General features: G+C 36.6%; 25 protein-coding genes and 1 pseudogene. All 26 read right to left on the bottom strand.

Going from position 1 to position 22,535, the window contains the following annotated elements; genetic code table 11:
• Nucleotides 1–20 precede the first annotated feature (20 nt).
• Entirely contained in the window at nt 21–602 is a 582-nt protein-coding gene (locus F1644_RS11725) for an N-acetylmuramoyl-L-alanine amidase (protein ID WP_118304587.1), read from the bottom strand.
• Nucleotides 603–613: 11 nt separating this feature from the next.
• Nucleotides 614–985 carry a 3TM-type holin gene (locus F1644_RS11730; RefSeq protein ID WP_087419109.1) on the bottom strand — a complete coding sequence of 124 codons (372 nt, stop codon included), beginning with the start codon at nt 983–985 and terminating at the stop codon, nt 614–616.
• A gap of 301 nt (nt 986–1,286) precedes the next feature.
• Nucleotides 1,287–1,421, bottom strand: coding sequence for a HepT-like ribonuclease domain-containing protein (locus F1644_RS11735; protein ID WP_118304588.1), 135 nt, complete (start codon nt 1,419–1,421; stop codon nt 1,287–1,289).
• Nucleotides 1,422–1,427: 6 nt separating this feature from the next.
• Nucleotides 1,428–1,721: a nucleotidyltransferase family protein gene (locus F1644_RS11740; RefSeq protein ID WP_087419111.1), complete on the bottom strand. Its 294-nt coding sequence runs from the start codon at nt 1,719–1,721 to the stop codon at nt 1,428–1,430.
• A gap of 113 nt (nt 1,722–1,834) precedes the next feature.
• Entirely contained in the window at nt 1,835–2,227 is a 393-nt protein-coding gene (locus F1644_RS11745; protein WP_118304589.1) for a LytR/AlgR family response regulator transcription factor, read from the bottom strand.
• Nucleotides 2,228–2,382: 155 nt separating this feature from the next.
• A complete protein-coding gene (locus F1644_RS11750) occupies nt 2,383–3,588 on the bottom strand; it encodes a capsular polysaccharide biosynthesis protein CapF (protein WP_118304590.1) in 1,206 nt (401 codons plus the stop codon).
• A 1-nt stretch (nt 3,589) separates the two neighbouring features.
• The gene (gene wecB, locus F1644_RS11755; protein ID WP_118304591.1) at nt 3,590–4,750 is read right to left on the bottom strand and encodes a non-hydrolyzing UDP-N-acetylglucosamine 2-epimerase; all 1,161 of its coding nucleotides are present in this window, start codon (nt 4,748–4,750) and stop codon (nt 3,590–3,592) included.
• A gap of 1 nt (nt 4,751) precedes the next feature.
• Nucleotides 4,752–5,795 (bottom strand): polysaccharide biosynthesis protein, encoded by a 1,044-nt coding sequence (locus tag F1644_RS11760; RefSeq protein ID WP_118304592.1) that lies wholly within the window; start codon nt 5,793–5,795, stop codon nt 4,752–4,754.
• Nucleotides 5,792–7,027, bottom strand: a complete 1,236-nt coding sequence (locus F1644_RS11765) for a glycosyltransferase family 4 protein (protein ID WP_118304593.1) — start codon at nt 7,025–7,027, stop codon at nt 5,792–5,794. Before F1644_RS11765 ends, F1644_RS11760 begins: the two co-directional genes overlap by 4 nt.
• Nucleotides 7,028–7,041: 14 nt before the next feature.
• The gene (locus tag F1644_RS11770) at nt 7,042–8,076 is read right to left on the bottom strand and encodes an ornithine cyclodeaminase family protein (protein ID WP_118304594.1); all 1,035 of its coding nucleotides are present in this window, start codon (nt 8,074–8,076) and stop codon (nt 7,042–7,044) included.
• A 35-nt stretch (nt 8,077–8,111) separates the two neighbouring features.
• The gene (locus tag F1644_RS11775) at nt 8,112–9,392 is read right to left on the bottom strand and encodes an ATP-binding protein (protein ID WP_118304595.1); all 1,281 of its coding nucleotides are present in this window, start codon (nt 9,390–9,392) and stop codon (nt 8,112–8,114) included.
• 27 nt (nt 9,393–9,419) lie between these two features.
• The gene (locus F1644_RS11780) at nt 9,420–10,595 is read right to left on the bottom strand and encodes an ATP-grasp domain-containing protein (protein WP_118304596.1); all 1,176 of its coding nucleotides are present in this window, start codon (nt 10,593–10,595) and stop codon (nt 9,420–9,422) included.
• Nucleotides 10,592–11,188: a sugar transferase gene (locus F1644_RS11785; protein WP_118304597.1), complete on the bottom strand. Its 597-nt coding sequence runs from the start codon at nt 11,186–11,188 to the stop codon at nt 10,592–10,594. The genes F1644_RS11780 and F1644_RS11785 overlap by 4 nt, the downstream gene beginning before the upstream one ends.
• Nucleotides 11,189–11,190: 2 nt before the next feature.
• Nucleotides 11,191–12,387, bottom strand: coding sequence for a DegT/DnrJ/EryC1/StrS family aminotransferase (locus F1644_RS11790; protein ID WP_118304598.1), 1,197 nt, complete (start codon nt 12,385–12,387; stop codon nt 11,191–11,193).
• Nucleotides 12,388–12,404: 17 nt separating this feature from the next.
• Nucleotides 12,405–13,049, bottom strand: coding sequence for a CatB-related O-acetyltransferase (locus F1644_RS11795; RefSeq protein WP_118304599.1), 645 nt, complete (start codon nt 13,047–13,049; stop codon nt 12,405–12,407).
• A 9-nt stretch (nt 13,050–13,058) separates the two neighbouring features.
• Nucleotides 13,059–13,991 (bottom strand): glycosyltransferase, encoded by a 933-nt coding sequence (locus F1644_RS11800; RefSeq protein ID WP_118304600.1) that lies wholly within the window; start codon nt 13,989–13,991, stop codon nt 13,059–13,061.
• Nucleotides 13,991–15,091 carry a DegT/DnrJ/EryC1/StrS family aminotransferase gene (locus F1644_RS11805; RefSeq protein ID WP_168044080.1) on the bottom strand — a complete coding sequence of 367 codons (1,101 nt, stop codon included), beginning with the start codon at nt 15,089–15,091 and terminating at the stop codon, nt 13,991–13,993. Before F1644_RS11805 ends, F1644_RS11800 begins: the two co-directional genes overlap by 1 nt.
• Nucleotides 15,092–15,280: 189 nt before the next feature.
• Nucleotides 15,281–15,865 (bottom strand): annotated as a pseudogene (locus F1644_RS22740) (hypothetical protein); the annotation flags it as partial.
• Nucleotides 15,866–15,942: 77 nt separating this feature from the next.
• Nucleotides 15,943–16,440: an acyltransferase gene (locus F1644_RS11815; RefSeq protein WP_118304602.1), complete on the bottom strand. Its 498-nt coding sequence runs from the start codon at nt 16,438–16,440 to the stop codon at nt 15,943–15,945.
• Nucleotides 16,437–16,859, bottom strand: coding sequence for a sugar 3,4-ketoisomerase (locus F1644_RS11820; protein WP_118304603.1), 423 nt, complete (start codon nt 16,857–16,859; stop codon nt 16,437–16,439). The genes F1644_RS11815 and F1644_RS11820 overlap by 4 nt, the downstream gene beginning before the upstream one ends.
• Nucleotides 16,856–17,254 (bottom strand): sugar 3,4-ketoisomerase, encoded by a 399-nt coding sequence (locus F1644_RS11825; protein ID WP_118304604.1) that lies wholly within the window; start codon nt 17,252–17,254, stop codon nt 16,856–16,858. The genes F1644_RS11820 and F1644_RS11825 overlap by 4 nt, the downstream gene beginning before the upstream one ends.
• A 16-nt stretch (nt 17,255–17,270) precedes the next feature.
• A complete protein-coding gene (locus F1644_RS11830) occupies nt 17,271–18,479 on the bottom strand; it encodes an O-antigen ligase family protein (protein ID WP_118304605.1) in 1,209 nt (402 codons plus the stop codon).
• Entirely contained in the window at nt 18,479–19,696 is a 1,218-nt protein-coding gene (locus F1644_RS11835) for a lipopolysaccharide biosynthesis protein (protein ID WP_147344466.1), read from the bottom strand. Before F1644_RS11835 ends, F1644_RS11830 begins: the two co-directional genes overlap by 1 nt.
• A gap of 76 nt (nt 19,697–19,772) precedes the next feature.
• Nucleotides 19,773–20,906, bottom strand: coding sequence for a dTDP-glucose 4,6-dehydratase (gene rfbB, locus F1644_RS11840; protein WP_118304683.1), 1,134 nt, complete (start codon nt 20,904–20,906; stop codon nt 19,773–19,775).
• A gap of 7 nt (nt 20,907–20,913) precedes the next feature.
• Nucleotides 20,914–21,795: a glucose-1-phosphate thymidylyltransferase RfbA gene (gene rfbA / locus F1644_RS11845; protein WP_118304607.1), complete on the bottom strand. Its 882-nt coding sequence runs from the start codon at nt 21,793–21,795 to the stop codon at nt 20,914–20,916.
• A 59-nt stretch (nt 21,796–21,854) separates the two neighbouring features.
• Nucleotides 21,855–22,529, bottom strand: a complete 675-nt coding sequence (locus tag F1644_RS11850; RefSeq protein WP_118304608.1) for a tyrosine-protein phosphatase — start codon at nt 22,527–22,529, stop codon at nt 21,855–21,857.
• Between the last annotated feature and the right edge of the window lie 6 nt (nt 22,530–22,535).

Consider the following 22,535-nt stretch of genomic DNA (forward strand, 5'->3'; position numbering starts at 1 on the left):
CTTACCTCCTTTTTTCATTACTAAAACTTCAACCTTTTTCTTAACTCATCGAAGGGAAACGCCGGACCCGGATCCGTCTTTCGAGGGGTGATGTCCGAGTGTCTCACCAAGTACTTGATCCCGTAACACTCTTTCAATAAACGACAGATCTCCTCCGTAGTCGCAAACTGCCCCTCGGTAAAAGAATGCCAGTATCTCGCCCTCCCCTCTTCTTCCGTCGTGTACACCTGATCGGGAGAATATTCCCGCCCGAAACTCGAATAATAGCGATCCCCCACGCGTTGCAACTCCCCGGCATTATCCAGCTCGATCCCGATCGAACAATCATTCAGATTCACCCGCCCGGCATGAAAACTCTTCCCGGCGTGCCAAGCCTTCACGTCAAAAGGTAACAACTGGAAAACCTCCGCGTCCCTTCCAACCACCACGTGAGCGGAAACACTCGTGTCCGGCCGACCCAAATAAAGTGCCGATGAAATCGCCCCGGCTCCAACCGTACTATGCAAAACAATCGTATCCACACGAGATAGTTTCACCTTACACTTTGAACACTGCAAGTACTTCACGTTATCCCCGAACAACAAATTCTCAATAATTTCCATGACACCCCGTTTTACTTCCATTTCCTTGACAACAAACAATCCGTCACCTTCTCCCCGCTTCTCCCGATCACGTATCCCCCGAGCCCGATCTCCAGCAAATCCCACAACCGAGAACTATCGGACAACAACGTCGATTCCATGAACATCCCCGACAAAATCACCAACGCGAACGCCAACATCACGATAGGACGCCAAGACCTCTGCAACCAATTTCCCCGGGCTTCTTCCCCCACCGCCGCCGACTGTTCCCGCACCAGCTCACTCTTGTAACGATACACCAAAGATTGAATCTCTTCCTGAATCTTCTGCTTTTCTTTCGAAGAAACCGACAACCGGTTCACGATGTCACCGATCTCCCTAATCACGTTCTGTAATACACCCATAATCTTTTATTTTTAAATTTGATATACCAAAAGTACACCCCAGAACGCCCGTTACCAACCATAATATCCGAACACACTCATTTATCATCCGAATGACAGGAAAATTCATCCGAACAGACTTTTTTCTCCACATGCAATTATCTATACCCGCAAAAAACTTAAATGACAAAGCTACCGTGATACATAGGAAAACAAAAAAAGGTATGACAAAAGCCTTAACACTCTCGTCACACCCTTATTATCGAATACTTTATCTCTACAATTTTATCCGAAGAAACACCTCAAGTTTTAGTCACTCTCTTTACATTCTAGATAACTCCACATCACCTTGCACCTGAAGAAGCACATCCCGCAACAACGGCAAATCATCATGTATCGTTTGAAAAACAATTTCCGCATCTATCTCGAAATAATGATGAACAATGATGTCTCGCATCGCTTATCACACATAAATACCCTCCTTCTCTATTCGTTCTCGCAAAAAAGCGTTCATGTGATCCCGTAAACGCACAATATCAACCCGGCATCCGAACAATTGTTCCAAAGTATTTTTCAAGCTTCCAAGACGAAACAATCCCATTGGGGGACACTCTACATACACATCCACGTCACTCTCCTCTGTTTGCTCTCCCCGTGCAACAGAACCGAAAATCCCGATACGGGATATTGCATAATGTCCCGCTTCCTTGTTTTTAAACTCCTTCAACAACTCTATGTACTCTTTTGTGGATTTCATACACGTGTTCCTTTCTTGATTATTACCAACAAAAATAAAAAAATAAACCGACAATACAAAGCGTAATGGGGATAAGGTCACCCCACAAGAATGATTAACAAATTTCCTTTCCCTTACATCTCCTTATCCTCTCGCCCCTTTTTCACCCGTCCTAAATCCCAGAAATTAAAACACCCGAAGACCGCCGCTCGGTAAGGTGGACTGACTGGAAGCACGCTCTTGCCGATACAGATCGCTTTCCCGATAAAGCCATCCACTTCGCAAAGGTTCACGATATAACTCCGGTGTACCCGCCGGAACATATCCACGGGCAAAAAAGGCTCCAACATCAAAAGAGGGTAAGCAATCGACAACCGGGGCTTATCCCGACGGTGAATATAACAATAACATCCCGAAGCCTCCACGTACAATATCTCCGAGTAAAAACACCTTTCCCTACGTTCCCCCTGACGCACAAAAAAACAGTCTCGCATGAGACCTTTTGTCTGATCATTCGTTTCTTTCATAACGATTATTTTTATATCCCGCAAGATGACCTTTCAACAAAAATGCCTCACGACAAAACTGTCCGAAAACAAAAAAGGTATAACGAAAGCGTAAAACCACTTTCGTTATACCCTTTTTAAGAATAATACTATCTCTATCGTCTTTTCAAACCAGATTATTTAATAACCGGATCCCAATAGGTATCCGGATACGTAGGATCAAAAATTTCATTTGCCCACATCACTGTTACCAAATTTTCTGTTTCCGAAAGATTAATGATATTATGAGTGTAACCCGGAAGCATATGTACTGCCTGAATTTTATCCCCCGAGACCTCGAACTCGAGCACATCGTCAGTTCCCTCCTTACGTTCTTGGATCAGCCCATGTCCTGCAACAACAATGAAAAACTCCCACTTGGAATGATGCCAATGCTGCCCTTTCGTTATTCCCGGCTTGGAAATATTGACACTAACTTGACCACACTTTGCAGTATGTAAAAGCTCCGTGAAAGACCCGCGGGCATCAATATTCATTTTAAGCGGAAAAACCACTTTAGATTCCGGCAAATAGCTTAGAAATGTCGAGTATAATTTCTTTGCAAAAGAACCGGCAGGAATCTCCGGCACCATCAATGTCAAAGGTTGATCGGCAAATTCATGCAACCTATCTACAATCTCACCGAGAGTCACCTTATGAGTAATAGGGCAGTAACAATAAGTTCCCGTAACAGAAGGCACCACATCCAAGCCGTTAAACTCGCAACGATGCACCTTCCCTTTCAAGGCAGAAATCATCTCCGCCACAAGATCATCAATATAAAGTAATTCCAGTTCAACCGTTGGGTCATTCACCTGAATGGGCAGATCATTCGCGATATTATTACAAAATGTCGCTACAGCGGAATTGTAGTTCGGACGACACCACTTTCCAAACAAATTGGGGAAACGATAGACCAACACTTCAGCCCCCGTATCTGTTGCATAATCAAGAAACAAATCTTCTCCAGCCTTTTTCGAACGTCCGTACTCGGAATCACCAAAACGTCCGGTCAATGAAGCCTGTTGGGAAGACGAAAGCATCACCGGACACACGTTCCCATGCCTTTTGAGAGAATCAAGCAACGTGGAAGCAAAACCGAAATTCCCTTCCATAAACTCTTCTTGATTTCGCGGACGATTAACTCCCGCCAAATTAAAGACAAAGTCACACACCTTGCACCACTCGTCCAACTCCTCCGAAGTAGAATCTACATCATATTCAAAAACTTCGTCAACAACAAGATCTCCCCAACAACGAGATTTCCCGTCCTTGATATTTCTTAATTCGGCACAAAGATTCTTACCCACGAATCCTTTTGCACCTGTAACAAGTATTTTCATGCTAAAACTTTCTCCAAACCATCTTGTTAACAATACCGGTATAAGACTGAATGATTTTCACTACTTTCGTGGAAACATTCTCGTCCACGTAATTTGGAACAGGAATACCATGGTCACCGTTTTCGTTCATATCAACAGCACATTCTACAGCCTGTAACAAAGAAGCGGAATCAATCCCGGCGATAAAAAAACAAGCTTTGTCTATAGCCTCCGGACGCTCGGTAGAAGTTCGAATACAAACTGCCGGAAACGGGTGTCCCACTGAAATAAAGAAAGAACTTTCCTCTGGCAATGTCCCACTATCAGAAACGACTGCATAAGCATTCATTTGCAAACAATTATAATCGTGGAATCCCAAGGGTTCATGCCGAATCACACGACGATCAAGTTGAAAACCGGAAACTTCCAACCGTTTACGACTCCTTGGGTGACAACTATAAAGAATTGGCATATCGTATTTTTCTGCCATCATGTTTATAGCCGTGAAAAGAGAAAGAAAATTTTTCTCTGTGTCAATATTTTCTTCACGGTGAGCCGAGAGAAGGATATACCTCCCTTTCTCCAATCCGAGACGTTCATGAATATCGGAAGCCTCTATTTCTGCCAAATTCTGATGCAACACCTCCGCCATCGGAGAACCCGTCACGTAAGTACGCTCCTTGGGCAGCCCACATTCCGCAAGATACCTGCGAGCATGTTCACTATAAGCCATGTTAACATCGGAAATAATATCAACAATCCGGCGATTTGTCTCTTCCGGCAAGCATTCATCCTTGCAACGATTACCCGCTTCCATGTGAAAAATCGGAATATGCAAACGTTTCGCACTAATCACACTAAGACAAGAATTTGTATCCCCAAGCACGAGAACCGCATCCGGCTGGGTCGCCACCATCAACTTGTAACTTTTGTCGATAATATTACCCATTGTCTCTCCCAAATCCGCCCCCACAGCATCCATATACACGTCAGGATCGGCCAATTTCAAATCTTTGAAAAAAATTCCGTTAAGATTGTAATCATAATTCTGCCCGGTATGAGCCAGCAAACAATCAAAATACAGCCTGCACTTATTAATCACGGCAGCAAGACGAATAATTTCCGGTCTTGTTCCCACGATGATAAGTAACTTCAATTTACCGTTATTCTTAAATTCTGCCATATCATTTCTTTTTTGCTAGTTCTTCTTGAATATACTCTAATGCAGCAATTTTCACTTTAGTTTCTTCCAAGCTCAACCGATAGGCGTTATCGGAATTAAATTCCTCGATCGTAACGTGCTCAACATCTCCCTCTGTAAAAAACTTGTCGTAATTCAAATCCCGGTTATCCGCCGGAACTCGATAAAAATTCCCCATGTCCACCGCCTTGGCACATTCTTCCTTTGTGAGAAGCGTCTCGTACATTTTCTCCCCGTGGCGAATACCAATTACCTTAATATCCTCTTTCTTCCCTCCGAAAAGCTCACAAACAGCCTCCGCTTGAACCTGTACCGTACAAGCCGGTGCTTTCTGCACGAGAATATCACCATTAGCTCCATGCTCAAAAGCAAAAAGAACAAGATCAACCGCTTCATCCAGACTCATGATAAAACGAGTCATCGATGGCTCCGTGAGAGTAATGGGAAGGCCCGCTCGAATTTGTTCGATCCAAAGAGGGATAACGGAACCCCGGGAACACATCACGTTACCGTAACGCGTACAACAAATTTTTGTTTTATCAGGATTACACAAGCGACTTTTGGCTACAGCCACCTTTTCCTCGATGGCTTTGGTGATCCCCATTGCATTTATCGGGTATGCGGCTTTATCCGTGGAAAGACAGATAACGCTCTTCACCCCACTCTCGATTGCCGCAGTCAACACGTTATCCGTACCGACCACGTTCGTACGAACAGCTTCCATCGGGAAAAACTCACATGAAGGAACCTGCTTCAAGGCCGCCGCATGGAAAATATAATCTGTACCCGGCATTGCAGCGCGCACGCTCTCCAACGAGCGAACATCTCCAATATAAAATTTAATTTTATGCGCTACCTCTGGAAACTTTGCCTGGTATTCGTGCCTCATATCATCCTGTTTCTTTTCATCCCGGGAGAAAATACGAATCTCTCCAATATCAGTACGAAGGAATCTCTTCAACACGGCATTACCAAAACTACCGGTACCTCCGGTAATCAATAAGGTTTTTCCATTAAAAATACTCATATTATATTCTTTATTACATCAACATACTTTTGGGTCCCAACCTCACGGGTAAACTTCTGAAGAATCAACTTCCGACCATTCTTCCCCATTATGTCACATTTTTCTCGATTTGCTGCCAACATCTTTATCTTTTCCACGAAACCTTTCACATCACCAGCTTTAGCACAAACACCACAATCATTTTGCTCCAAAATTGAAGTTAATTCCCCTTCATCGAAACTTGCTAAAATTGCACTCCCTGCAGAAAGTATACTCATAGTTTTACTTGGCATTGCACTCCCTCCTAATCCTGGTTTACAAGAAACGATGCAAATATTTCCGAGTCCATACACATAAGAAACTCTTTCCATCGGCTGTAATGGAAAAAATTTCACATTATCAATACCGTAGTCTTTTACTTTCTTAACGAATTGCTCTTTCAAGCCCCCAGAACCAAAAATGATGAACTCAATATTTTTATTCTCAACCAATTCTTTTGCAGAATCTATTATCACATCAATATTTTGAGCATTACCCAAATTACCCGCATATACCACATTAAATTTCTCTCTATTTAATCCTAACTCCTCGTATAAAGGATTATTCTCTCTAGCAATCGGGACTACAGCTTTTTCGTCAATCCAATTATAGATCACCTCAATCTTTTCTTCCGGAACTCCTTTCGCCATGATATTTTTTTTAAAATCTTCCGAGATCACAATAATCTTATCTGCATTCCGATAGGTAAAGTTTTCTATCATCCGTCCAATTTTCCATAAAAATGATCCCTTTTTAGTCATACCAGTCCCCACCAAAGAATCTGGAAATATATCTTGAAGGTTATAAACAAAAGGTATTTTCCGACATTTCTTAATTAAAGCCGCCATCGCACCTTGTATCGGAGGTGTACTAGAAATAAACATGATATTACATGAACGAGCATCTTTGGCAAAAATCCCAAAACAACACAATTTAATACAATTAAGCACATAACGAAAAGCTCTTTTAATCGAATTACTCCCCTCTCGCATCAAAGCAAACCGGTGGACAATCATTTTATCATCAAAAAGTTTCTCAAGTTTACGTTTCTTATATTCTTGGCGAATTTCATCGCTTACGCCACGTGTTGGTATGGGAGTATAAACTACCATATTAAAGCCAGCATCTGCAAACGCTTGATTACGATTAACTGACAAATAGGAACTAGCAGCTCTTTCCGGAATAAAATAAGCTGCAAGAAATAGTATTTTCATTTATTTAACAACTTCTATAGAAAAATACTATAATCGGTATCATTCAATCCCGCCAACGTGACCATTCTCCCCAAGTGCATTTCTTGTGCTTGTTTATAAATTTCATTAGCAAAATTTATATCGATAAAAGATAAGCCCACAGAATTAAAATAAATTATTTCTTCATCATTTTCACGCCCTAATTTAGAACCTTGAATAATTTCATTTAAATTAGCATATATATCATCATCTGTTAACAAACCTTCTTTGTACATTCGGGAAATTGTCTGCGTTCTATGCTTTGAAGCTTCCCAATCATCACAAACTATTTTTGAAGCTTTTTGTGCAACTGCATATTCATCTTCCCAACCACCAACATGAATATATAAACATCCTTTATTTATAGCATTAGCCTTTAACAATGGAGCCTGAGCACTAATAGCTGTTACTATAATATCCGTATCCTCAACCGCTTTTGAATAATCACCTTCACAGTCTATAAATGAAACATCTTTCATACACCGAGATAATTCATTTACAAAATCAATTTCTGTAGAATGTTTACGGGAAGCGACTCTGCAAGTATTAATTGTTGGAAATAAATGTTTCAGTAAAACACAATGCATTCGAGCCTCTTCTCCCGCTCCAATAAATCCGACTTTTTTAACTTTTGATGGAGCCAAATATTTAGCCGCAACACACCCGACTGCAGCCGTTCTAATTTTTGTACACAAAGTTCCATCAATTAAGGCAATAGGGAACCCCGTTTTAATTTCAGAAAGTAACATTACCCCTGTAACGTTAGGTTCACCCACAGCCGCATTCGTTGGAAAAACAGACACCCACTTCAGTCCTGATACAGCTTCAGAAAATAACGTAGCTGGCATACAGTTAATCCTGTTCTGCGTTGAATTATCAAATATCTGCGATATTTTATCAGGAAGCAAAACATCCCCGTTAATATATTTTTTAAAGGCATCTATAACAATATCAAAAATCATATCTGTCCGATTCTTAAATATTGTTTCGACATCTTCTAATGTAATTACTTTTAATGTTATTGGTTTCATAAACAAACCTATTAATATTATTTATAAATGAAAAATCAAATTTTAAGGTTCTCTATATTAATCATCCGATTTACCATATTGTTTCCATCCGTATCTATTACTTTCAGTAATTGATGTACTTGATTTATCGTCGCTTTAAATTCATCTATTGTATCAAAAACAAAATGAAAAAATGCAAATACTTGAGAAACAGTTCCCGTCGCAATGATTGAATCACCAATACTTTTGGCTATAGGAAGCTCAATAACATTTTCTAATAACATTAATTTTTCAAATCCTTCGATCATTTCTATTTTACCCTCTTTTAAATGAAGAGCATAAATTCCATAAAATTTTTTGGCAGGGATTTTTTTCTTTATCAAAGAACCGAAACCATGAATTAAACTTTTACCGGTTAAAGAATAATAAATATCAGCAGCAACCTGATTTATTTGATAAAAATAATTTACAGGATAGATAGAAACAGATCCCCCGTACCGATATCCAGCTTCATTAAAATAATAATTTGTTCCATCAAAAAATACTTCCATCCACATTGAGCCTTCTTTTATTTGAATATGATTAAACATTTCTTGAAGTTTATGCTCATATTTTTGGCGGAATTCATCTTTACATTTACTCTCAAACACGAAAGCACCTGCAACATAGCTCCCTTGTTTTTCGTATTTTACAGGATATTTATCTTCAATCCCCGAAAAATACATTTTACCATTACTAAAAGTATAAAAAACAACGATCCCATCATTCTTCACAAATTTCTCTACAAGAACATTTCCTGAAGCGGAAGTTTTTTTTGCGATTTCGTACCCTGCCAATAATTCATCTTGATTCCGGCATACTGAAAAACCAGAACTTCCACACCCGTCAGCAGGCTTTGTTATCACGGGATAATCTAAATTACCTCCTTTAGATTCAATTTCATCGTATGCTATTTTGTATTGCGGAACAACAGGTAAACCATGTGCCATACAAATTTCCTTGAAATATTTTTTATTTTGTAAAAATTCCCATTGAGACTTTGTACAATAGCATGGCATATTCAATTCGTTCAAATATTCGCATGCAGAAGCAATTACTGGCTCACTCCCCCCCATATACACACCATCAATTTTTTTCTCTAATATGAGGCATTTCATTCCATGCGAATCCGTGGAATCAACATCGTAACATTCATCAGCAATCTCAAAAATCCCTGCATTCCGATTATTACCCGTTGCGATAAGCACTATCTCATTTTCTTTTGCAAAATCAGAAATTGCATCTTTCCACATGCTACCACCAAGGAGTAAAAGACGTTTACCCTTCAAATTTTCCATATTATATCAGATTTAAAAACTTTAATTTTACCGGACATTTATAGTAACACCATTTATTTCACATCTAGAGATAGCCTCTGATACATCTTTTCCTTGAGCTATCACAAAGCCAACTCGATCTAAACTACTATGTATTTCCGATACCATATCCCCAACTTTTTTATTAAGAATAATTTCTTTTATTCCCTCTGTTTTTCGAGAACTTTCCACCCCTTCAATTGATTCTATCACTCCACAAGGAACTTTAAAAAAACGAATCGCACTTCCTTTTGAAAATTTTGGAATAATATCAGGTTCTATTCCAAGCGCAATATCAATAGTAGCTTTAACCATATCAATTCCTGTAGACAAAGGAACAAGATGCGTAGTGATACAATCTCCTCCCATTCTTGCACCAAGCTCTATCATTTTAGGTCCTTGCTTGGTCTGCATGACCTCCACATGAGCTGGTCCATTTTCAATTCCCACCGCCTTAATTGCACGTGATGTTAAATCTCGAATCTTTAACAAATCTTTTTCAGGTAAACGTGAGGGCTGAGAGTGTCCCATTTCAACAAAATAAGGAGCTCCTGTTGTTAATTTATCTGTTATTGCCAGTATATGAACTTTTCCCTTGTAAACAATCACCTCCACGCTAACTTCATTACCCCGCATATATTCTTCAACAATAACTTTACCCCCACGAGACTGGCTCTTACTGTATTGATATGCCTCATCCAATTTTTGAACTGTTTCCACGAGAATAACTCCCCGACTCCCTGCATTATCAGTTGGCTTTAACACACACGGACTTGTGATTCTTTTCCTTACAAAGTCCCAATCATTCTCCCTCTCTATAATATAGAACCAAGGAGATTCGACATCATGTTCTTTAAAAGCCTTTATCATTTCCCACTTATCCGTGGTTTTGACGGCAGTATCCATGGATATTCCAGGCAATCCTAACAAGGTCGTAGCTGCTGCAATAGAACGCATTGGCATATCTGTAGCCAACGTCATAATCCCATCTGGTCTAAAATCTTTTGCCACATCACAAATAGCCTCAACATCTATCGTACTTGCATTATAATACCTATCAGCATAAGGAATTCCTATCGCACTAGGATTATAGTCTGCAACTGCTACCACATGACCTAATTCTTTTGCTTTTTTTATTGCGGGCAATTGAAGAACTGATGCCCCAATAATTAATAGTTTACTCATTTTTGTTGAACAAAAATATGATCACGTTTGATAACTGAAATTACAGTTTGGAGCAATATCTTAACATCTAACCACAAACTCATATGCTCTACATAATAGGCGTCGTAAGCAAATTTTTCATCTTGTGTTATTGAATTCCGATAATATGCTTGGCTATATCCTGTAATTCCTGGACGAATACTCGCTCTTTTTTTTCTCACGTCATCAAGTTCATCCCATGTTTTTGTCGCTAATGTTGGTCGGGGTCCCACGAAACTCATATCCCCTAATAATACATTTAACAATTGGGGCAATTCATCCAAACTAGTTTTTCTTAAAATTTTCCCAATTCTCGTTACTCGAGGATCATCTTCCCCATTATAAGTAGACCCATCAGCATTCCTCAAATCAGGAGAATTAACGTACATTGAACGAAACTTAAACATTTTAAATGGCTTAGCTCTCTTACCAGCTCTTTTTGCATTATAAAAAACAGGTCCTTTATCCGTAAAATAAATGATAGGAGCTATCACGACAAAAACAAACAAAATAAAAGGTAAAAACAGTAGAGCTATTATAATATCAAAAAAACGCTTAAAAAAACATTTATACATAATTACTCATTAATAATCTCCATAAAATTTGAAAGCAAATATTCAACTTGCTCATCTGACAAACAAGTATGCAAGGGAAGAGTCACCTCATTCACAAACATATCGAACGCATTAGGATAATCTTTAATATCAAATCCTAGATTTTTATAAGCTGTCATCATTGGTAACGGTTTGTAATGCACGTTACAAGCAATACCCCGTTCCGCCATTCGACAGATTACTTCATTCCGAAATTCTATGTCTTTTCCTAACAAACGTACTAAATAAAGATGACCGCTAGAAGAATGATCTTCCCCATAATGATTGAGTACTTGCACGTCACATTCCTTCAAAACTTCATTATAACGTTCGATAATCCGTCTCCGCCGATACAACATTTCGGGATAACGCTTTAATTGTGCTAATCCTATACCAGCCATAATGTCTGTCATATTACACTTGTACGCCGGATAAACGATATCATATTCCCAAGCGCCTAATTTAGTCTTGGCGAGAGCATCCTTGTTTTGCCCATGCAAAGACAACAACTGGAATTGCTTATACAACCAATCATTATCAATTCCAGAAATATTTCTCCAAGTTAAAGCCCCACCCTCGGCCGTTGTCAAATTTTTCACCGCATGAAACGAGAAACTTGTAAAATCAGCAATATTCCCACACATTTCCCCATGCCATTTTGCCCCAAAAGCATGAGCGGCATCTGCTAACACGATCACTCGTCCAAAAGCTTTCTGTATCTCATTGTTGGGCAAAAACAAATGTTTTTTCTGTTCAACGGCAGCAAAAATTTTATCGTAATCACAAATTACACCTCCTAAATCCACGGGAATAATCACTTTTGTCTTCTCGGTTATTGCATCTGCCAATTTCGAATAATCCATTTCGAATGAATTAGGTGCAGTATCAACTAAAACAAGCTTTGCCCCAACGTGGCAAATTACACTTGCAGAAGCAGTATAAGTATACGCAGAAGTAATTACCTCATCTCCCGGACCAATTCCCAATACACGTAATATCAACTCCATACAGGCTGTAGCAGAATTCAAACAAACTACCTTATCCGTTCCACAACACATCGCTAAAAGATGTTCAAATTCTTTAGTACGAGGGCCTGTTGTAATCCATCCAGAACGAATAGTATCCGACACTTCTTGCACCTCCAATTCACTCATGTCTGGAGGTGAAAACGAAATTTTCATATTTATTAATTAAATTTTTAATTAGATTTTGATCGAAATTCTTTCAACTTATCAATCAAGATTTCATCTGTTTGAAAATAATGAATATTATCTCTTAACTTATTTTCAGGAAGATGCCACCACTGAATGTTTAATAATTCATTTATTATTTCTTGAGAAAAACGATATTTAAGTATTCTCGCTGGAATTCCTCCAACAACTGCATAAGGGGGAACATCTTTAGTCACTATAGTACCTGCTGCAATTACAGCCCCATCGCCTATGTGTACTCCTCCCATGATAATAACTCTAAGACCAATCCAAACATCATTACCAATAAATACCTTTTTATAAGGATATTGAGGCGTTCTATCTGTCCAAGAATGACAAGTTCCATTAATCTTTTCTGTAAATATAGGAGAGGTAGAAAGATTATTCAATGGATGTATACCTGGACCTACAATTGTATTACCTGCAATAGAACAAAATTGCCCTACTTCTGCATATATTAAAGAAGAACCTCGTCCCAAATAAGAATACCTCCCAATGGATGAATTAAAAACCTTAGTTTTACGATAAATTTTTGCTCTTCGATCAATATGGGATAAATTATCAACTTTAGCCAATAGAGATACCGCAGGATTAAATAGATTTTTCAACAAACCATAAATATATTTTAACATACCTACTAATTACTTACATGACAAAAAAGGCGATTTTATTAAACTTCTCAATAAAAAATAAATATTTTTTAAATCTATTCCTAACTTTACATCCAAACTTTTAATAAAATATAACAAAACATTCAAAAACATTATAAGCGTTGGTTTTACAGAATACCTCAATAAACACAGTTTCATTCTTGTATACGCTACATCTTTTTTATTGAGATCAAATGTCTTTAAAAAAAATTCCCACTTATAAATATTTTCTTCAATATTTTTCTTAGTTCTCATTTTGGTTGAAATTCCTAACTGAGAATAATACATAGACCCAACATATGAGTAATAATAACTCTCTTCTGAATATTGTTGATATTGAAATTCAAATAAATCTTCAGATAATGTAATACCTTTATCTAATGGAACAGGTTTAAATTGATTAATTACTTTGCTATTAATAAATGTAGATCGATTATAAATTAAAAGTCTATATCTTAGACGAAAAGGGTCTCTTCCTTTTTCTATTTTATCATTTCTAAAAACAATCATTTTACCCTTTGGAGTTACAACTTTCCAGTCAAAATATAGTGATATTGCTTTATTTTGTACATCTATATGTTTCTTCTCAATAAGCAAATGTACATGCCTAAACAATCCGTCACAAAGAGCATCATCTCCAGACAAAATATAAAACAAATCTGCATTACCCCTTAACGATACCAATTTTTCACAATTACCATAAATACCTAAATTAGACGTATTTTTATAAGCTGTAATTATATTGGGATACATTTCAACATATCTACTAATTACCTCCCAATTATTATCTGTAGAACAATCATCACATACTATAATTTGGTTTAATCCCCATTCTTTTTGTATCAGAACAGATTCCAATGCACGCCCAATTACACCCTCTTGATTATAAGTAATAATCAATACATTAATTTTATATTTCATCATTACATAAAATTGTTGATGACTTCTATAATTCTATTTATCTCATACTTAGACATCACAGGACTTATCGGTAAACTTAATTCTTCCGTATGAATTTTTTCTGTGATCGGTAATGACATTTCATTCCATTCTTTATAACATTCCTGCTTATGAGGTGGGATCGGATAATGAATATTGGTTTGTATTCCATTATCTGTTAAATATTGCTGAAGTCTATCACGCTCGGCACAACGAATTGTAAATAAATGAAAAACGTGCTGATCATCATCAAAAACAGTAGGTAAAATTATTTTAGAATTTCGAATATGATTTATATAATATTTAGCTATATTCTTACGTATTTGAATATCTTCATCGAGATGTTTTAATTTCACATTCAAAACAGCTGCCTGTATTTCATCTAAACGACTATTACGCCCAGCATATTGAAATACATATTTTTCCGCAGATCCATAGTTAGCCAAAGAACGAATTGTTTTGGCTAATAAAGCATCATTAGTAGTCACTGCACCCGCATCGCCTAATGCACCTAAATTCTTTCCTGGATAAAAACTATGCCCTGCTGCATCGCCTAATGCACCTGTTTTTTTTCCATTAAATTTACAACCATGTGCTTGAGCATTATCTTCAATTAATTTCAAATTATACTTTTTACAAATGCTTTCAATTCTTTCTGTATAGGCACATTGTCCATAAAGATGAACAATACAAATAGCTCTAGTCTTTGACGTAATAATTCCCTCAATCTTAGAATCATCAATTTGATAGGAATCTATCGAAGGTTCTACTAAAATTGGCTTTAAACCATTTTCAGTTATAGACAATATTGTTGCAATATAAGTATTCGCAGGAACTATCACTTCGTCACCAGGTCTCATCATTCCCAATTCAATATACGCTCTAAATATCCATACCAAAGCATCAAGTCCATTTGCAACACCAACACAATACTCCGTACCAATATATTTAGCATAATTTGTTTCAAAATTCTTGTTTTCTTCCCCCTGCAAATACCAACCTGAATCTACAACTTTATTGATGGCCTCATGTATTTCTTTCGAATACTTAAAAGTTACTTTTTGTAGGTCTAAAAATTTAATCATTTGCTTTTCATTTATTTTGTTCCATTCTTCAAAACCCATTTCAGCCCATGGCATCCCACGTGTAAAACGATAAGGCCATGAATAATGAGCTTCACCTGTTTTTCTATCTTTTATTTCTCTAATGTCTTTTACAATTTTTGCCGGTACACCGACAACCACTTGATAATCTCCAACATCTTTTCCAACGACGCTGCCAGCTCCAATCAAACAATGTTTCCCGATTTTAATACCTGGTAATAATATACTTCCTGTAGCTATTTGCGAATAATCATCAATTTTTGGTCCAATGCAGATATTTGAAGGCGGTGTAGGATCATTTGTGAAGATTACATAAGGATAGATGAAAATGAAATTACCTAATTTTGAATGCTGTCCAATATGAACGTTACTATGTAGTCTGCAATAATCTCCAAACTCTGAATATCCTTGAATATCATCTAACGTGCCAAAACTACAATGATTACCGAATTTTGTATAATCCCGAATCGTCACTCGATGTCCACATCCCAAAAAATTGCCCGTCTTATTACCGGCATATATTATGCAATGACTTCTAATTAAAGAATTGGCACCTATTATAGTCTCCGGATTTTTATAATTCTCAATGTCATCATAGTAAGAATTCAACAGCTCTCCAATAATACAATCATTAGCAATAATTGTATTGTCTCCAATCACAACATTATCGTATATCGTAGTATTATCACCGATTTTTACATTCTTCCCTATTTGGGCGTTTCGACCTATCGAAACATTAATATTATTGAATTTCATATCTTATTCGTTGATTTGATGATTATGCAACCAACGAACAAGAAAGAGAAAATATTATTTTATCTCTCCCAATTAAATTACTGATAATCAGTATTATTTATGTATTCTATTTTCATATTTTCAAGTATTATTCCTCTCATTTTTGCAGGATTACCAAACCAAACTGTATTTGCAGGAACATCTTTTGTCACTACGCTACCCGCCCCAATTAAAGCATTTTCGCCAATTATATGACCTGCCACTATTGTAGAGTTTGCACCAATTGAAGCTCCTTTTTTTATCAATGTCTTGGTAAAATGTCCCGGATAAACTTTAGAACGTGGAACAAGATCATTGGTGAATGTAACATTAGGGCCAATAAAAACATTGTCCTCTATGGTAACGCCATCCCAAATCTGTACTCCACTCTTAACTGTAACATTATTACCAATACGAACATCATTCTCAATAAGAACATGAGCACAAATATTACAATTGTCACCGATGACTGCTTGTTGGAATATGACACAATACTGCCAAATATTGGTGTTTGTACCAATTTGTATTGACTTTACGTCTGAAGAAGGATGTATCATCTATTTTTATAATTCAAAAAATCGTTATAATCTCTGATATAATCAGCTTCATCGTACACTTCTGAAGCTAATACCAAACATACTGCTCCCGATGAAAATTCTCCCAAATCACGCCATATTCCAGGTTTCACATATAATCCTTGATAAGGATGATTAAGAGTAAACCTTCTTTTAACATTGCCATCATTTAGTATTACATCAAAACTTCCACTAGCAGCTATAATTAATTGTTGCAATTTTTTATGAGCATGAGCTCCACGTTCTTCCCCTCCTGGAATATCATACAAATAATAAACTCTTTTGACTTCAAAAGGAATAGTTTTATCATTTTCTATCACACTTATATTCCCTTTTCTCTCGCTATGATGTTTATCTAACTCAATTATTGTACAATCATATACTGTACTTAACCTCTTCATAGATTACTTAATTTAAACTCATTATAATCATATATATAATCATATTTATCATATTCTGTAGATGATAATATCAAGGCCAATGAATTCGTAGAAAAGTTATTAATTTCACGCCAAAAACCTTTAGGCACATAAAGTCCATAATAAGAACGATTCAATGTAACGACTTCTTTTTCTTTACCATCATCAATAATCACATCAAAACTTCCAGACAACGCAACAATAAATTCTTGATTTTCTTTATAAGCATGTCCACCTCGCCCTTCACCTCCAGGAACATCGTAGATCCAATAAATACGTTTAATCACAAAGGGCACGTGATTTAACTGTTCTATAAAAGAAAGATTTCCCCGTTTATCCAATATCTTAGGGAGTGTTATAATCTTACAATCAGACATCTATATTTGATTAAATTTAACATTTCAATTGACAAAACTCCTTTGTATTATGTCGCCCAAGTATATGAAAAACAAGACCAATAATTAACCATATGGAATACTCATTTAGATAAGACACTGAAACGATCATATTTACCAAGGTTACTCCTAAAAATATCACAAATACTATTTGGAACGCTCCACCATTGCCTTTACTTAACATTCCAAAACATCTTACAATTTTATACATGAAATATAAGTTCAAAAAAACTCCTGGTAACAGACCAAAATTCATACATAATTCTAACGGAACATTATGTGAATACATACTCTCTATTTCTCCAACAGACAAAATATCCACACTCTGTTCAGCATAATAAATACGGTCACCTAAAAAACCATACACTTTAAATGGATATAAACTTAAAGAATTTTTAATCCTATCATAATAAACAAACCTGTTCGAATCATCAAAAATATCGCCTGCGACTAAATATTGCAGTGTTCTTGAGGTCGGGAAAACATCATATAGCCATTTAAACAATGTATCAAAATTAATAGCAATAATAATCACACAAGCAATCAACAATGTCATAACTACCAATTGCTTACCAAATGACATTCGTTTCAAAGACAATAAAAAAGATAAGAAAAACACTCCTAATATTCCAAATAACATTGTCCGACTTCCATATAATAACATAGGTAACCAACACACAACACATAATAACAAGCTAAACCATTTACCTTGTTTTACACTACTATAAGTAGCCAATAATACTACATATATTAAATTCGATGCAACAGTAATATAACTTGCTTTTGTTACTTCAGGAGAAATTATTATCAAAATGGAATAAATAAAGGCAATCCATATTAAATGCCTAACTGCATTTAATACACTATCCCAATCTTTTAAATATCGGCCTATAATATAAGCAGGCCATAAACGCATAATAAAAAGAGTCCATGATGTCAAATACAATTCTGGATAACTACTATTAATTAAAAAACTTACAATATAAATACAACTCACGCCCAATGCCACAAACATAGCAGCCACCAAATTTCTCAAGCGATATACACTACATATTATAAACAAAAACACTAGTATATAAATAACATCTCGCACCACATGAACATTACCCCACCCTATCTTTCGAATAAGATCAACAATCAATGTCGCATACAAGAAAAAGGCTACTGTATAGTTATTAGATTTTTCTTTTACCCGAACAAAATTCATCAATTCTTTCTATTTTTTATCACTCTATAGCAAATAAGATTTTGTGCGCCAAATTGTAAAACATTTACAATTAAAACAGAATAACAAAATCCTATAAGCCCCCAAAAATGTAAAGACAATACACCAAATATTAAATATATTAATATATATAGAAATTGAATTACCGTTTGCCATTTTGTTTCTGCAAATCTTAACGCCACAGGTTTAATTAATTGTGTTAATGCCGAAACTCCAGCAGATAAATTTGCAATAAAAATATATGGACTTGCACTTTCCACAAGTTTAGGAAAAAGAAGTCGTGTTATACTTTCCCCAAAAAATAACGCTATCAGTGTAAAGATAGAAAAAGATACTATTATTAACAAATTAATCAAATAGTATTTTTTCATCGAAAAATTAAAATCTCCCTGTGAGAAATAACTAAGCATTACATTCGATGCCGGTTGAGCTAAAACACTTATAGACTTTCCGAAATAGGACGCTGTTATGTACATAGTAACAGCAGATGCACCAATCATTGGGTAAAGAATAAAACGATCTAAATATACGATGCCACCACTAAATATTGTTGCAATCATAAGTAAATAGTATTTATTCAATGTTGTTTTGAATAATAACGTCTTTTTCAATGATTCCCGAACTATATCTGTTCGCCATACCAAGTAAACAAAACCAAAAATAGCCGAGCTTAAATAACAAACGACCCAAGAATGCAAAACCCATGCAATAGGTATTCCCATCAACAAACCTATAGATGTAACCATCGCTTGATATAAACCGTCTTTAAATCTTAACGTTATTGAGTAATATACAGTAAAATATAGATTTATTGTAGCAAGAATAACATATGGGACAAGAAAAATTTTATCAAGCAATGCAATATCGGGAAAAAGAAAAATAACTGGAATTACGAGAATTCCCGCAAGTGACGAAGTAACTATTGCTAAAATATTAAAATCACCAACAAGTCCCCACTTCTCATATTCACTATGCATAATCATTCTCACGGTATAAAGAGTATTCCCAAAAACGAGAGAAATCAAACTTTCTATACCAATTATTGTTAGCATCAGACCGTATTCTTCCTCCGAAAACATTAGAGCCAATACTGGCAAAAGCAATACTTTGCTAACAATTGTAGATATTACAGAAGCCGATAGTCGAAGTGTAAAATCTCTTGTATATCTTTTTATATATATTTTTTTTAATATCTCCACTATTTTCCTTTGTATCAAGAAGAGCATTTAACTTAGAAAGTTATTCATTTATAGCACAAAATTTAAGTTTCAATTATTAAATACTTTCGTTATTTCCGTACATATCCCCATAATATTTCTCATACTCCCCAGTAGTAATATTATTCATCCAAGTTTGGTTATCAAGATACCATCTCACAGTCTTCTCTATCCCTTCTTCAAACTGCAAACTCGGTTCCCATCCCAATTCTTTCTTTAACTTTGTGGAATCAATAGCATAACGCATATCATGTCCGGCTCGATCTGTAACAAAAGTTATCAAATCCATATCAGCATTTTCTGGACGTCCCAAGATTCGATCGACAGTTCTAATAACTACCTTTATAAGATCAATATTCTTCCACTCGTTGAAACCTCCAATGTTGTAAGTCTCTGCTATTTTACCCTCATGAAAGATTAAATCAATCGCATTGGCATGATCAACAACATACAACCAATCACGCACATTTTCTCCCTTGCCATATACAGGCAAAGGTTTACGATGACGAATATTATTAATAAACAAGGGAATCAATTTCTCTGGAAACTGGTACGGTCCATAGTTATTTGAGCAATTCGTCACGATTGTTGGCATTCCATAGGTATCATGAAAAGCACGCACAAAATGATCGGACCCCGCTTTAGCTGCAGAATAGGGACTATGTGGATTATATTTAGTATCTTCTGTGAAGAATTTATCTCCAAAAGGGCCTCCTCCACATTCACCACTATTGGAATCTCCTTGGGGTCTAGTAATTTCCAAAGCCCCATAGACTTCATCTGTCGAAATATGATAAAAACGTTTCCCCTCATATTTCTCTGGAAAACTTTCCCAATAAATTTTAGCAGCTTGCAACATCGACAAAGTTCCCATCACATTTGTCTTCGCAAATGTAAATGGATCTTTTATGCTTCGATCAACATGACTCTCGGCAGCTAGGTGTATCACTCCATCTATATTATATCTCTTGAACACATCAAGAATAAAGTCAAAATCACAAATATCAGCCTTAACAAACGTATAATTTGGCTTACTCTCAATGTCTCTAAGATTACCTAAATTCCCCGCATAGGTTAATTTATCTAAATTAACTATATGATAACGAGGATATTTATTTACAAATAAACGCACCACGTGACTCCCTATAAAGCCTGCACCACCCGTGATCAAGATATTTCGCACACTCTCCATTTTCAAACTATTTTTTCTCATTCACTATTTTCAAAAGATATTGCCCGTATTGATTTTTTTTCATTATCTCTGCCACTTCTTTCAACTTAAATTCATCGATCCACCCTTCCCGGTAAGCAATAGCCTCCAAACAAGCAATCTTCAATCCTTGTCTTTTCTCAATTACTTCGACAAAAATAGAGGCATCTGATAGAGAATCATGCGTCCCTGTATCTAACCAAGCAAAACCGCGCCCTAAAACCTGTAATTTTAACAACTTACTCTCAAGAAAACTTTGATTCACCGTTGTAATCTCTAATTCTCCTCTTGCAGAAGGCTTTATATTTTTAGCTATATTAATAACTTCATTAGGGTAAAAATACAAACCCACCACGGCATAATTTGATTTTGGTTTTTCTGGTTTTTCCTCAATACTTAACACATTACCGTCTCCATCAAATTCTGCCACACCATAACGTTCCGGATCTTCTACATGATAACCAAACACCGTAGCCTTACCCTCTTTTTCTGCAAGATTAACCGCTTCTTCTAACATAGGACGAAAACCTTGCCCATAAAATATGTTATCACCCAACACGAGACAAACGCTATCATTACCAATAAATTTCTCTCCAATAATAAAAGCTTGAGCTAAACCATCCGGATTGGGCTGCTCGGCATATTCGAAGCGCACCCCGTAATCAGAGCCATCCCCCAACAAACGACAAAATCCAGGCAAATCTTGCGGAGTAGAAATTATCAATATATCTCGAATTCCAGCTAGCATTAATACAGATATTGGATAATAAATCATCGGCTTATCATAAACCGGCAATAATTGCTTGCTTATCCCTTTCGTTATAGGATATAAACGAGTTCCTGAACCTCCTGCTAACACTATTCCTTTCATAAATACAGATATTATTATAATTACATATTTGACAAAAGCCTCTCGTAATAAAAAATATTCTAACCATTCAAATATCTCTTAATCGCCTCCACATATCTCATCCCATGCACATCCCCCGCACAATAATCAATCAACCCCGCATCATGCAACCTTTCCGCACCCCGTTGCGCCTCCTTCCCATAATACCCCGCAAACGACAGAATATTCACCTGTAACCGACAATTCTTGTTCTTCAACTCCTCCCCGTGTCGAACGATATTATCCTCCCAGAAAACGTACCGCTCCGGATGAGCCAACACCACCTCGTATCCCCTAGTCTGTAATTCAAACACCACTTGATCAAAAAAAGGTGAGGGAGATAAAAAGTTATGCTCCACCAGTACCCGTTTCTCGTCCCCGGACAGGATCTCTCCCCGTTCAATCAAACTCAACATGTACTCCCCAACACGATACTCGGCTCCCAAATCCAATTCTATCTCTACTCCCTCCTTTTGCAAACCAGCTCGAAGATCTTCCAACAAGGGATGAAGATTTTCCCGTCCATTCATCAAGGCAGGAAAATAAACGTGGGAAGTACATGTCACTCGTTTCACGCCCAAACTAGATAAGCCTTTCAACACCATGATTGCCTCCCCATAAGTCCTAACCCCGTCATCTACTCCGGGCAGAACATGCGAATGAATATCATGGGTATAATCAAAATGTATCTTCTCCCGTTTTCGAAACCACCACATGATTAT

Source organism: Butyricimonas paravirosa (genome assembly GCF_032878955.1).
Classification (GTDB): domain Bacteria; phylum Bacteroidota; class Bacteroidia; order Bacteroidales; family Marinifilaceae; genus Butyricimonas; species Butyricimonas paravirosa.

Coding starts and splice junctions, on each gene's coding strand:
- F1644_RS11825 (WP_118304604.1), bottom strand. CDS start 17,254: ATGTCTGATTGTAAGATTATAACACTCCCTAAGATATTGGATAAACGG.
- F1644_RS11790 (WP_118304598.1), bottom strand. CDS start 12,387: ATGAAAATTTCGTTTTCACCTCCAGACATGAGTGAATTGGAGGTGCAA.
- F1644_RS11760 (WP_118304592.1), bottom strand. CDS start 5,795: ATGAGTATTTTTAATGGAAAAACCTTATTGATTACCGGAGGTACCGGT.
- F1644_RS11830 (WP_118304605.1), bottom strand. CDS start 18,479: ATGAATTTTGTTCGGGTAAAAGAAAAATCTAATAACTATACAGTAGCC.
- F1644_RS11765 (WP_118304593.1), bottom strand. CDS start 7,027: ATGAAAATACTATTTCTTGCAGCTTATTTTATTCCGGAAAGAGCTGCT.
- F1644_RS11745 (WP_118304589.1), bottom strand. CDS start 2,227: ATGAAAGAAACGAATGATCAGACAAAAGGTCTCATGCGAGACTGTTTT.
- F1644_RS11750 (WP_118304590.1), bottom strand. CDS start 3,588: ATGAAAATACTTGTTACAGGTGCAAAAGGATTCGTGGGTAAGAATCTT.
- F1644_RS11725 (WP_118304587.1), bottom strand. CDS start 602: ATGGAAATTATTGAGAATTTGTTGTTCGGGGATAACGTGAAGTACTTG.
- F1644_RS11785 (WP_118304597.1), bottom strand. CDS start 11,188: ATGTATAAATGTTTTTTTAAGCGTTTTTTTGATATTATAATAGCTCTA.
- F1644_RS11730 (WP_087419109.1), bottom strand. CDS start 985: ATGGGTGTATTACAGAACGTGATTAGGGAGATCGGTGACATCGTGAAC.
- F1644_RS11740 (WP_087419111.1), bottom strand. CDS start 1,721: ATGAAATCCACAAAAGAGTACATAGAGTTGTTGAAGGAGTTTAAAAAC.
- F1644_RS11800 (WP_118304600.1), bottom strand. CDS start 13,991: ATGATGAAATATAAAATTAATGTATTGATTATTACTTATAATCAAGAG.
- wecB (WP_118304591.1), bottom strand. CDS start 4,750: ATGGCAGAATTTAAGAATAACGGTAAATTGAAGTTACTTATCATCGTG.
- rfbA (WP_118304607.1), bottom strand. CDS start 21,795: ATGAAAGGAATAGTGTTAGCAGGAGGTTCAGGAACTCGTTTATATCCT.
- F1644_RS11850 (WP_118304608.1), bottom strand. CDS start 22,529: ATGTGGTGGTTTCGAAAACGGGAGAAGATACATTTTGATTATACCCAT.
- F1644_RS11815 (WP_118304602.1), bottom strand. CDS start 16,440: ATGATACATCCTTCTTCAGACGTAAAGTCAATACAAATTGGTACAAAC.
- rfbB (WP_118304683.1), bottom strand. CDS start 20,906: ATGGAGAGTGTGCGAAATATCTTGATCACGGGTGGTGCAGGCTTTATA.
- F1644_RS11805 (WP_168044080.1), bottom strand. CDS start 15,091: ATGATTAAATTTTTAGACCTACAAAAAGTAACTTTTAAGTATTCGAAA.
- F1644_RS11820 (WP_118304603.1), bottom strand. CDS start 16,859: ATGAAGAGGTTAAGTACAGTATATGATTGTACAATAATTGAGTTAGAT.
- F1644_RS11795 (WP_118304599.1), bottom strand. CDS start 13,049: ATGTTAAAATATATTTATGGTTTGTTGAAAAATCTATTTAATCCTGCG.
- F1644_RS11735 (WP_118304588.1), bottom strand. CDS start 1,421: ATGCGAGACATCATTGTTCATCATTATTTCGAGATAGATGCGGAAATT.
- F1644_RS11770 (WP_118304594.1), bottom strand. CDS start 8,076: ATGAAACCAATAACATTAAAAGTAATTACATTAGAAGATGTCGAAACA.
- F1644_RS11780 (WP_118304596.1), bottom strand. CDS start 10,595: ATGAGTAAACTATTAATTATTGGGGCATCAGTTCTTCAATTGCCCGCA.
- F1644_RS11775 (WP_118304595.1), bottom strand. CDS start 9,392: ATGGAAAATTTGAAGGGTAAACGTCTTTTACTCCTTGGTGGTAGCATG.